Raw genomic sequence first — 12,649 nt, forward strand, 5'->3', positions numbered from 1 at the left:
TTGTAAGCTCAATCGCCCCTTGCTTGAATTCGCTTGTATACCTTCTTTTGGTTAACACCATTTCAACACCTCTTTCCTATAAGTTTTTTTCGGATCTGGGTGTCTACTTTCTTAGGGGAGGATCATTTTAATCCTATTTTTTAAATCAAACTCTTTCAACAATAACAGCTATTCCCTCGCCACCACCTATACATAAAGTAGCAAGACCATATTTTTTCTTATGGTGAATTAAAGAATGAATTAGTGTTGTTAAAATACGAGCACCACTTGCTCCAATGGGATGCCCAATGGCACATGCCCCTCCATTCACATTTACTTTTGAATGCGGTATTTCTAATTTTTTCATGGCTGCCATTGTTACCAAAGCAAAAGCTTCATTAATTTCAAATAAGTCAATTTGTTGTGAAGTTAAATTTGCCTTTTGTAAGGCACGTTGCATAGCTGTAACAGGTGCCGTAGTAAACCATTTTGGATCTTGAGCATGCCCAGCCCAACTTACAATTTTAGCTAATGGCTTTAAATTGTATTTTTTTACTGCTTCTTCAGATGCTAATAGTAAAGCGGCTGCTCCATCATTAATTTTCGATGCATTTGCAGCAGTGACAGTTCCTTCTTTATCAAATGCAGGTTTTAAATTTCCCATTTTTTCAAGATCAGCAGCCATAGGTTCTTCATCGGTGTCAATTTGCGTTGTTACTTTAGAGCTTGTTACTGTAACCGGCGCAATTTCATTTTTAAATAAACCAGAATCCATTGCTTTTCTTGCACGTAAATAACTTTCTTTCGCAAAAGCATCCTGTTCTTCTCTCGAAAAGTGGTATTCTTTCGCACACAATTCAGCACAGCTTCCCATATGCAAATTGTTATAAGGATCCCATAAACCATCAATAATCATTGAGTCTATGATTTCTTTATTTCCCATTCTCATTCCTTCTCTAGCATGTGGCATAAGATAAGGAGCGTTCGTCATGCTTTCTTGCCCACCAGCAATCACCAAATGAGAATCTTGTACTAAAATAGATTGAGCGCCTAAAATGACAGACTTTAAACCGCTACCACAAACTTTTCCAATAGTTAAAGCTTGTACACTTTCTGGCAACCCAGCATAAATTGCTGCTTGTCTTGCAGGTGATTGTCCTACTCCTGCAGTTAAAACTTCACCCATAATAATTTCATCAATATGATTGCTACTTACTCCACTTGCCTCCACAACGGCTTTCACGGCAGTTGCTCCTAACTTTGATGCGGAAATCCCTTTAAACACACCTTGAAATCGTCCCACAGGAGTTCTTTTTGCGGCAACAATATAAACACTATTCATTTGATAATCCTTTATTTGTGAAATCGAGCCAATTGCAAAATAAAACTATATTCATTTAAAGAAACAGGCAAGATAGATAATCTTTGACCTTTCCTTAATAAAAGCATGTTTTGAAGAGGTTCATGTTCACGCATTTCGGAAAGTGAAATAAATTTTGGAAATTTTTGTGGTTTGCCTACCGTAACAGCATACCATCTAGGGTTTTCTATAGTAGCCTTGGGATCAAAATATTCCGACTTTGGATCAAGTGCTGTGAAATCTGGCTTTGCCTCTTCAACAACTTCAGCAAGGCCAACAATTCCTGAAGGATTTGCATTGGAATGGTAAAATAAAACTTTATCTCCTAACTTCATTTCTTTTTGCATAAAATTTCGAGCTTGGTAGTTACGAACACCATCCCATTGTTCTGTCTGCCCCCCCTTTTTTTCCAAATCATTAAAGGAAAAGACATCGGGTTCGGATTTCATAAGCCAAATCCTGGAAGGCAAATAATCAATGAGAGGCTTTTGCATGATGTTACTTTTTCAACTTTCCTATAGAAGAGGTTTCTAATTGAGACATCGATTTTAAATTAGAAACACTTTTGATTCTTTTTTCTGCAAAACGTTTTGAGGCATCTTGCGTCGTAATTCCTAATTTATCAGCTTCAATAAAGATCGATTCTAAGGTAGATGCAATACGTGCTACTTCCGATTCTACTTTTTCTTGCTGATAACCTGTAATTTCATTTGCTACATTAATAAGCCCACCTGCATTGATTACAAAATCAGGGGCATAAAGAATTTTTAAGTCTTTTAACATTTTTGCATGCTTTTCTTCATCTTCTAATTGATTATTTGCACATCCTGCAATGACTTTTGTTTTAAACAATTGTATATTATTTGTATTTAAAGTAGCACCTCGTGCACAAGGAGCATAGACATCTAAATCGAGTGCATACAATTCTTTTTCTGAGACAATCGTTGCATTATAAAGCGAATGCATTTCTTTTAATTTTTTGTCATCAATGTCAGAAATATATAATTTTGCTCCCTTATCATGAAGCATTTGACAAAGATGTTTTCCAACAGCGCCCACTCCCTGAATAGAAACTTTCAATCCATGAAAATCGGAACGCCCTAACCTATGGCGAACAGCTGCTTGCATTCCATAAAATGTACCCTTTGCAGTCATAATACTAGGATCACCACTTCCACCTAAACCAGCAGATACACCTGTTACAAATTTGGTTTCTAAACGGATATGATCCATATTTGTTACGTTTGTATTCATATCTTCAGCTGTAATATATCTTCCGCCTAAAGATTGAACAAAACGTCCAAAAGAGCGAAACATTTGTTCTGTTTTTTGTTTTGGATCAGCAATAATAACAGCTTTCCCCCCTCCCAAAGATAATCCAGCACAAGCAGCTTTATAAGTCATTCCTCTACTTAGCCTTAAAACATCGAGTAATGCATCTTCTTCATTTTCATAGGGTAAAAGTCGAGTTCCTCCTAATGCTGGTCCTAATGTCGTGTCATGAATCGCGATAATCGCTTTCAATCCTGAAGCAGGATCATTGCAAAACACAATTTGTTCATGGCCCATGGATTCAATTTGAGAAAATACTTTCATCTTAAACTCCTCTAAATATAGACAAAATAATAATGAAATAGGCACAATAATTATGAGACCTCAAAAAAGGTCATTTTATTCGAAAACTCTTTAGGTGCTTATTTACACTTAAATACTTACCAAAAGTGTAGAATATTACAAGTAGGGAACCTAAAATCACCTACGACTCTAAAGGGTGAAATTTTTTATCTTTTCTGTAACTCTCAACTTAACTAATTGAAATTTTATATAAAAGCTCATGTAACATGGGGGGTGTTGTATTTATTTGCTTTTTATGATATAATGGAAAAAGCCTTAAATTTGTGCGAGGTACAAATGAAATTTATCTTTAATGGCACAAGCTTACTCCCAACAAGCCCTGGACCGTCCTAGCCCTATTTGACTTGTCCTGATATTCCTGGGGCAAGCTTATTCATATTTTAAATTTAAAATTTAAATTTTAATTAATTCAACTATATGTATTTCATATAAATATTGAATTAAAAAGACATAATAGGTGCAGTGTCATGTTATCGGCAATGGAAAAATTCAAAAATCTAAAATTTGTAACTGTTTTTGCTGTAGCTTTTTCTATGTTTGTAGACGCTATGAGCTATGGGGTTATTGTTCCTTTACTCCCTATCTATTCAGATAAAATTTTAAATTTAAGTAACAGTTTAATCAGCTTCTTTGTGGCTACATATGCTATTGGTCTTTTAGTTTTTGTCCCTTTTGTTAACTTAATATCGAAAAAAATTGGAAATAAACATGCTCTTGTTTTAGGTGGTTTATTATTAATATTTTCATCTCTTCTATTTCCAATTGCAAATAGTTTTGAAGTTTTGTTATTTGCACGTTTTTTACAAGGTGCTTCCGCTGCAATAACTTGGACATGTGGTCTGAGTTTAGTCGCTCAAAGCGTTCATCCTCAACACCGCTCAACAGCATTAGCAACTGCTATGGTTGGGGTATCCGTAGGCCACTTAATTGGAGCTCCTGTAGCAGGATTTTTATATGAACTTGGAGGTTTGAATTTCCCATTTTGGGGTGTCGCACTCTTTAGTTTATTTAGTTCATCTTTAATATTAAGTATGAAAAAAAATAATGAGCTTTTCTTAGAAAAAGGGAAGTATAAAAACTTTGATTTCGTTAAAATATCAATGAAAAATAGAACATTAATTGGATTATCGATTATTGTATTATTAGAATCCTTTATGCTTTCTTATTTAGAACCCAGTTTATCGCTAATTGCATCACGTAATTTTAATGCAAATAGTGAAACAATTGGTCTTTTATTTGGTACACAGGTTCTTGCTTTGGCAATATTTTCGCCCATTGCAGCCAAATTAGCGGATAAATTTGGTAAAATTCAAATTATTCCTTTTGGAGTTTTCTTTAGCGGTATTATTTTTGTTACTATGTCATACACACAAAACTTAAGTACTTACTTTATTTTAATGGGTATATTAGGAATGGCTTGTGCCTTTTCTATAAGCCCCGTTCTTTCTGCTTTCGCAGATGAAATAGACAAAACAGAACTGAAAGGTTTATACCATATAGCCTATGGATTTCTGAATTTTATCTATTCTTTAGGAATGATCTTAGGACCAAGCTTTGGCTTTTTCATGAATGATATATTTTCAGATCAAACATCATATTTATTAATAGGATTTATTTTAATAACAGCAGCACCTTTGTTTACTTTGTTTGTTCTTTGGAAATCAAACAGCCTTCCACCTTTTGCCACAACTCAGACTCATCTTGTGGCGACCCCGAAAGACAAACCTCAAGATTTTTCAACATCTGTTTGAGGTCACCGCCTGCATTTTGAAGCGCCTTTTCAAGAGGTTCTTGTTTGGCTTCATATATAGAGTATCCTAAAATAACAGCATTATTAATTTTGCCTTTTTGAAAAGAATATTCGTATGATGTTCCAATATCTAAACCATTCATAAACACTTTATATTCCTTTGATATTTGATTGAATTTAATCTCTCTTTCAGAGAGAAAAATGGATTCATTTTTAAACTCATCCTTATTTTGAGCTTCATTATAAAATTTTGTTAACCCTTCTCTTACTCTTAATAAATATTCTTGAAACTTTTTTTGAGCATCTCTGTGTTTTTTATATTCTTCAATATATTTATTTGAGTCTTGATTTAATTCAGGATGTAACTTTAAAAAATGTGTTGTCGCTCTTTTTGCAATAAAATCGGCTAAGTTTTCATTAAAAGAATAATAATTCGGAATATAAAGTGTTCTATGGATAGATTCATGAATTAATGTCTCAATAAATTCTGTTATAGAATATTGATCCAACATAGAAGAGTATAATGGATCAGGAAAATAACCTAACAAAGAAAAAGCAGATACACCTCCTGTTACGGTATCATAACCTTCACTAATAAGTAATTCTCTTTGTTTTAAAGCCTTTTCTTTATCAAAAAATCCTAAATAAGGCTGTTTTCCTACAATAGGAAACCACCAAGTTTTTAATTTTAAAGAACGTTTATCTGAGGCCTGAACTATCCAAGAAACATAAGGAGAATCTAATGAGATATATTTTTGATAACTTTTACCTGGAGTTAACCCAATTTCAGATTTAGCGAATTCTAGCACGGGTTTAACTAATTTTAATTTTTCAATTCTATCTTTTGTTTCTTTATTTTCTTGAATTACGGTCTCAATAGACTTTTGTTTTAAAAATAAACTGACTTGACCATAGCCTTGCTCAAAAGAATAACAACCAGTAAAAAGAACCGCACTAAAAAAAACAAATAACTTCAATTTAAACCTCTTTGTATTTTTATAAAATTTAAATTTTATAAATAACTTGCAATTTGATTTTGTAATTCTTGTTGAATTAATTTTTCAGGATATCTGACCACTCTAATAACTTCAGACTTCTCAATTTTATCTTGACCTATTTGAATATCTAATAAACTTTCTTTATCCGTAATCGATTTTACTTTTAAGATACCAATTGGTTTTTCTGGAGGAGAAAAAGGATATTTTTGAATAAAAGCAACAAAAAGATCTCCTTCATTTACCCCATAATTTTTTCCTAAATTAATTGAAACTTCATTCTTATTTTTTTTAATTACACCTCCTTCAATTGGAAGACTAGAAATGAGGCTGGAATACATTTTAGCGGCAACTTTTTCGGCATCATCTGAATTAAATAAAATAGATCGATCCATTATTAATTTACCAAATTTATCATAAACTTTTCCAAATAAAGTAAAATCTTTACCACCTTCATTTTCATCAAAATGAATTTGAATTAATAAATCTAAGTCCGCAGCAAATGATGAATTTTTCCAACCATTACGAGCCATTTCTATTGAAGAAAGGCCTATAGAATTGGACATTTTTACAATATCTTCTGAAATTAGACCACGCATATAAGACTCATTCATAAACCTAGAAAAAAATTCACGACGTACTCTTCTCCACAATTGATTTGTTTGAATGTCACCTATGATAGGTGGCTCAATCAATCCAACAGAGGGTTTATAAGGTAAAAGAGACGAAACATAAAGCGTTGGAATTTGATTTAAAAAACTATGAAGTTCTAAACATTTTTTTAACATTTTAGAATCAATCGATTCTGGAATTGCATTTTTTTGATTTAATGACAAAATAACCTTATCTTCAATTGATTTATTTGTAGTAACAAATCCTGTCATGCCAGACACATCGACCCTTAAAGAATTTGCTTTTAATTCTGTTTTATCTATCCCTCGCCCAATACCATAGGCGTAATGTTGAAGAATAAAATCGGTACTTTTTCCTTCTTGTAAATCTATTCTTAAATTTTGTTTTCCACTACCCGATGTAAATGGCTTTAGTACGCTAAGAAAGTTTGCTTTTTTTAAGATAAAAATATCTGGTCTTCTTTGATTTGAAACTGAAAAAGTAATAATCCCTTTATCATCCGTAGTGCCAATATAAGAAAGATCTTGTGAAGCATTTCTTCCTAAAAACACATGAACATTGTCTTGTGGTTTTCCTCCAAAATAGACTTCTAATGTAACAGAATCATCAAAAAGAATTGTTTTTTTTTCGGTTATGGTATTCAATTGAGCTGTTGAATTATTTTTACTTATGATATTTTCTAAAATATTTGTTTTTTCAATTGGATTCTTATTTGTTAAGGAAAACTGATTTAAACTCGCTTCATTATTTTTTTCAGGTAACAAAGGAGTTTCAATTTGAGATATTGATAAATTTTGGCTAATGGGATCCTCTGGATAATCCATAAAAATTTCAGGTTCTTTTTTAGATTCCAATAAATTTTTTTGCTTTTCTGTTTTTTTTATGAAACCCAAATTTAACTCTTTTACTTTTATATGAAGAGAAAGATCTTGATCTTGCCATAATTTAGGAGTCTCTATAAATACGATTTCGGGCAAATAAAGTTTATCTATATTATTATTTTGAATTACTATTTTCATATTTTTTAAATTTGAATAATCTATATTCCATTTTTGGGATCCATTTTTATTTGAATATTGCTGCGAAAGCAGCTTCTCTTTCTTGTCTGAGTCATTTATAGAATAAATAGATATCAAACTTTTTTCAACAGGATTTCCATTGTTTTCAACAAATACAGACAAAGTTCCTTTTTGAAAATAGCTGCATCCAGTTAAAAATAAAAAAATAAAAAATAAAAAATTAGGCATCTTAAACTCTTAATAAAAGGTTTACACTTTATCTTATTATTTTATTTAAGATTCTAATTTTTATAATAACATTTTTTGGCTCACAGTGAAAAATATTCCACATAGAAAATTAAGCAACCTGCTGGTCCTGGTGCTGTTTACGCTCATTTTTTAAATCGTTTAACGTCTTTGATATAAGAGCTTTAGAAGTTTCACGATTTAATTTAAATTTCGACGCTAAAACGACAGAAATAGAACAAATAATACCAATAATTAAAAAATCATAGCCATTTTGAATAAGACCATTGCCTCCATCATAGGAGCCATTATATGAGACAAGTCCTAATGAGATCATATAAAATAATAACCAAGTAAATCCTTTTGCATCAAGAGAAAGGCCTGTATTATTAAATTTCTTTAATATGAATAAAGCAAAAAATCCAATTCCTATAATAATACTTAATTTCCACATGATGTTCCAGCCACTCCAAAAAAGAAGCATACTGCTAATATAAAATGCAGACATAGAAACTAGCTTATAATTGAATACCTTAAATGGTCTTGGTAAATCAGGAAAATCGGAGCGCATAACATATAAAGTTACGGGAATAACAGCATTACATAAGCAGATAGCAGCTGCATAAAAAGCGGCCATTTCTTGCCAATTATCTAAAAACAAAAAGATCAATAAAGAAACAACAAAACTCACCATTAACCCTAAAACAGGAACATGGTTTTTTGAAAGTTTTTGAAAAAATTTAGGCATATGCCCACTGCGGCTCATGCTGTAAGAAGCTCTTGCAGAAGAAGCCATAAATACAATTCCACTACCAAAGGGAGAAATTAAAGCATCGGAATATAATATAATGCCAAACCAAGCCAGACCAATCACAGTTGCAAGGCCAGCAAAAGGACCTGCTTCCCCTGGAAAGGTAAGTTTATCCCACCCTTGAGCTAAGACCTCAGGTGGAAGAGCAAGAATAAACGCAACTTGAAGTAAACAATAGATAACCATACAAATTAACATGGAACCAATGATCGCTATTGGAATGCTTTTTTGAGGGTTTTTCGTTTCACCAGCCAAGGCAACTCCTGGTTGAAAACCATTATATGCTAAAATAATTCCACCTACAGATAGGGAAGCAAAAATACCGTGCATCCCATTTGGAGCAAAACCATGAGCTGTTAAATTTCCGATATGAGTTGATTTATAAAAAAATAAAATAATAAGGAGACATGGAATAAGAAGTTTCCAAATGGTAATGTAGAAACTTGTTTTAGACATAAATTTTGCGCTTGTTATATTTATTAACAAAAGAATGGCCGTTAAAAAAACAGCCATAACATGTCCTGAAGTTGTTAATTTCTCTTTGTCCATGAGATGGGGCATAAATGTAGCGGCATATTGAATTACAGCAAGAACTTCAATGGGCACGATAACAATAAAGGCGAGCCAGGAGATCCAACCTAACATAAAAGAAACAGAAGTTCCGTGGGTAAATAGTGGAAAAATACTCATTCCCCCAGATACGGGAAACATCGTTGATAACTCTGAAAAACAAAGAGCAATAATAATAATGGCGGCTGCACCAATCAACCAAGCTAAAATCGCAGCGGGACCCGCCATTTTAGAGGCATACAAAGAACCAAAAAGCCAACCAGAACCAATTGTCGCGCTTACAGAGGCAAAGAGGATGCCCGAAGTCGATATGCCACGTTTTAATTCCATTAAATTTCCTCTCCCAAAAAATAGTTAAAAAACAATTATACAGCAAGTATTGAAATTTGAAAATTAAAGTTTTAACTTTTATATACATTAGTAAAAATCAAAAAAATACCAGCTAGTTAGAAATGTTCATGAAACAATTATAGTAAAATTTGCTTTAAAATAACAAATAATCGGGTATTTCTTAAAAGGAACAACCCACGTTATTGACTTCCATTAAATATCACTGTCACTTATAATCTAATTTAAAACTAAGTCTAAATTAGATTATTTATTTAATATATGAAATGACTTTCATTTCTATTTTTTTCGCATTATTAAAAATAATTTCAAAATAAGTTATAAATTATCTTGAATTATTTTAAAAATTAGATTCTTAAAATAGTTATATTTTATATAATTATTTATTCTAAAAAAATTTTGACAATTACTATTTTTAAATTAGAATATTTTCTATTAATAAAATTGATTTATATAAATTATTTTATTTAGGAATCTATTATGTCCGTTTCAAAATTTCCGAGCAAAATATTAAAAGAAGACATACCTCAAATATTTTATTATCTGTCTGATAAAAAAATAAACGTAGATACAGGTATATTTAGTGATAAAGTTTTTATTGAGCATTCAGAAATTGAATTAAATGAAGAAAATAGCAAAATTTGTAAATTAATTGGAAAAAACAAAATATCTAAAGAAAATTTAATTCTCTCTTTCAGTATGTACTTTAATAGTCTAGAAAAAAAGATGGACAATAATATAAATAATAAAACTTTTCAAAACATAAAAAAACAGGATGCCTATAACGATTTAAAAATATTATTTGAGACCGATGAAGGCAGACAAGAATTATTAAATGAAATAAATAGTGACATAAATAATATTAGAAATTTTATTGAAATTGAAAAAGAAAAATCAAAATATTCTCATAGCTTAGTCATGTCCATTTTAATTTTTATCATATTAAATACAGAATATATAATAAAATCAATAAATCGTAAAAACTTAATTTTTTTAAATGAAAAAAAAGAAATAATTACTCTAGATTTCCAAGAGTTAATTATAAGTTTATATAATAAAACATTTGAGCTCTATACTAGAGAAATAAATAGAATTGAAAAAATTAATAAAATATTAAACGCTATTGAAAAATCATTTTTAGATTATAAAAACTTAAAAGGCATGAGTAATGCAATTAAAAAATTTGGTAATTTTATAGAATTGAATCCAAAAATAAATCTTGGTTATCAATTTAAAGAAAATAGAAATTTATCTTTTTTTATATTTTACCACCAGAACTTTCTTTACAAAATAATAAATGAAGAATTATTCACACATATGTCAAATTTAAGATATTATTCTTTGTTTAAAAAATTCTCAAATTCTGAATTCATATTAATGCAAAACTTAAACTCATTAACTTATAAAAAAATCCTAGTTAAAAAAAGATACGATATAAATAATAAATCAAATAAAATACAAATTAATTATCAAGAGGATGCTAAAGTTTGTAAAATACAACATAATATAAATTCAAAAATTTTTAGCAAAATAGTTCCTTCTATTATAGATGGAGATATAGAAATCAAAGAGATGCAGACAAACCAATCTGTATTAAATACAAAAGTAGAGCTAAAAAACATTCCTTTTGATAATATATTAAAAACATTTTGTCATATTTTATCGAAATATTCAATTACTTTAATGGAAGAAAAAAAGCCTGAGTTTACCTCTGAAAATATAAAAAAACCGATTGTTCAAACATTTATTACGAAGTTATATGATAAAAAACTAATCGAAATGGCTTATAAAGGGACAACCATTCTAGATCTTAATAACAGCAATAATAAACTTGAAATTAATCTTGAAAATCTTATAAAAAATGGATGTAATGTTAATTCTACAGATAAAAATGGTTGTACTCCACTAACTCTTGCGTCAAAAAAATTGCATTCTGATTTCATTAAATCCTTTCTTGAATTAGTTAAAGATAATAAAAAATGCGAAAATTTTGAACCAAATATTCCAGACGCAAATGGTTGCACCCCTTTACATGCTGCTTTGTATTCGATACTTTCTAGATCGATTCATGTTTCTAATGATAACGAATTAAGTTCAAAAAATAGCAATATAAATGCAAATAATAAAACGCAAAAAATGAACTTATTTTTTGCAAAAAAAATGGTTCAAAAATTTGATTTTGGTAAAAAATTAGGAAATATAAATCATGGTCATTTAACGATAAAAAGACTACTCAAATATAGTAAAATAAATCCAAATTTAACAGACAACAAGAACAATACCCCACTCCATATCGCCGTTGAAATAGGAGATATAAAAATAATTGAGATTTTATTAGAAAGAAGTAACTTTATAATTGATACAGATATTACAAATTATAATGGAAAAAAAGCAATTGAGATTACAAATAACAAAGAAATAATTAAGAAAATAAATCATTATATTGAAAATAAATTTGCGGTTACGCTTCCAATTGATTATATTTTAGATCCGAAAAAGTTTATAAAGAATGCTCCAAATTTAAAACAAAGTTTAAAATTTATTACTAAAACAATTAAAAAAATATAACTTATTTCATTGCTCCAAATAGCTCATTTGTTTTCCGAGTTAAATCATCTAATCTTTGTTCTAAAGAATTATATTTTTTGGGTCTTATTAATTTTATTTTTCCTAATTCTCTCGCTCGAAACCCCAAAGTGAGAACTTCACAAGAAATACTTTTTATACAATATATAAATTTCATAATACTTATATAAAAACTTTTAAAATTTCTAATTAATTCATTTATATTAAAGGAGTTAAATTCATACAGACCCTCGTTAGGGTCAAAAAATATAATTGTAGTATTTGAATTCTTTATTTCAAATATAATTGAAATTTTATGACCAGATTCTTCTTTCATTTTAATGCCAAATAAAATTTCATGAAACAAAATAGACATCATAAAGCACAAAGATATATTTTGACTTTTATTTTTCACTTTATTAAAAATATCAATCATTTTGTTAAATGATTCATGTGCATTATTTATTTCTGCAATTGTTCCATTGTATTTCCAATTTAATTCATTATTCTCTATATAATTTCTCAAAACATTATAAGAGCATATTTCATTTCCTTTAGGTTTTTCATCTTTATTCAAAAGAAATAAATTAATATTATCAATAAGTTTCTTTTTGTCAAAAACTCCATTCGTATAAATTTCCCAAATAAAATGCTGAATATGCATGTGTCCTCCCAATAAGTGCATTTTACAAACACAATGAATGGAATTAAATTTTTTATAGAGAGTGGTTTTTGATTTTGTTGATAGTATCAAGATAA

At 29.7% G+C, this 12,649-nt stretch carries 9 protein-coding genes; 2 read left to right on the forward strand and 7 right to left on the reverse strand.

Annotated elements, in window-relative coordinates; genetic code table 11:
* Positions 1-145 precede the first annotated feature (145 nt).
* From ACIQ56_RS08385 to ACIQ56_RS08395, 3 genes are read right to left on the reverse strand one after another with little or no spacing between them, the layout of a single operon-like run.
* Positions 146-1,321: a thiolase family protein gene (locus tag ACIQ56_RS08385; protein ID WP_397600621.1), complete on the reverse strand. Its 1,176-nt coding sequence runs from the start codon at positions 1,319-1,321 to the stop codon at positions 146-148.
* Between the two features lie 11 nt (positions 1,322-1,332).
* Entirely contained in the window at positions 1,333-1,788 is a 456-nt protein-coding gene (locus tag ACIQ56_RS08390) for an EVE domain-containing protein (RefSeq protein ID WP_397600622.1), read from the reverse strand.
* A gap of 49 nt (positions 1,789-1,837) precedes the next feature.
* Positions 1,838-2,935: a Glu/Leu/Phe/Val dehydrogenase gene (locus ACIQ56_RS08395; RefSeq protein ID WP_397600623.1), complete on the reverse strand. Its 1,098-nt coding sequence runs from the start codon at positions 2,933-2,935 to the stop codon at positions 1,838-1,840.
* 506 nt (positions 2,936-3,441) lie between these two features.
* Between ACIQ56_RS08395 and ACIQ56_RS08400 the strand changes: the two genes are divergently transcribed.
* Positions 3,442-4,725 (forward strand): MFS transporter, encoded by a 1,284-nt coding sequence (locus tag ACIQ56_RS08400; RefSeq protein WP_397600624.1) that lies wholly within the window; start codon positions 3,442-3,444, stop codon positions 4,723-4,725.
* Here the strand turns inward: ACIQ56_RS08400 and ACIQ56_RS08405 are convergent.
* The 3 genes from ACIQ56_RS08405 to ACIQ56_RS08415 form a co-directional block, all read right to left on the reverse strand.
* Complete coding sequence (locus ACIQ56_RS08405) at positions 4,613-5,701, reverse strand: aminopeptidase (protein WP_397600625.1); 1,089 nt, start codon at positions 5,699-5,701, stop codon at positions 4,613-4,615. The two genes, ACIQ56_RS08400 and ACIQ56_RS08405, sit on opposite strands and share 113 nt — an antisense overlap.
* A gap of 35 nt (positions 5,702-5,736) precedes the next feature.
* The gene (locus ACIQ56_RS08410) at positions 5,737-7,599 is read right to left on the reverse strand and encodes a hypothetical protein (RefSeq protein ID WP_397600626.1); all 1,863 of its coding nucleotides are present in this window, start codon (positions 7,597-7,599) and stop codon (positions 5,737-5,739) included.
* Positions 7,600-7,708: 109 nt separating this feature from the next.
* The gene (locus ACIQ56_RS08415) at positions 7,709-9,307 is read right to left on the reverse strand and encodes an APC family permease (protein WP_397600627.1); all 1,599 of its coding nucleotides are present in this window, start codon (positions 9,305-9,307) and stop codon (positions 7,709-7,711) included.
* 498 nt (positions 9,308-9,805) lie between these two features.
* Between ACIQ56_RS08415 and ACIQ56_RS08420 the strand changes: the two genes are divergently transcribed.
* A complete protein-coding gene (locus ACIQ56_RS08420) occupies positions 9,806-11,893 on the forward strand; it encodes an ankyrin repeat domain-containing protein (protein WP_397600628.1) in 2,088 nt (695 codons plus the stop codon).
* 1 nt (position 11,894) lies between these two features.
* On the opposite strand, the gene ACIQ56_RS08425 is transcribed toward ACIQ56_RS08420, so the two are convergent.
* Positions 11,895-12,649 (reverse strand): hypothetical protein (locus tag ACIQ56_RS08425; RefSeq protein ID WP_397600629.1); only part of this gene is annotated, 755 nt, incomplete at its 5' end.

The sequence above is a fragment of the Silvanigrella sp. genome (assembly GCF_044369315.1).
Taxonomy (GTDB): Bacteria; Bdellovibrionota_B; Oligoflexia; order Silvanigrellales; family Silvanigrellaceae; genus Silvanigrella.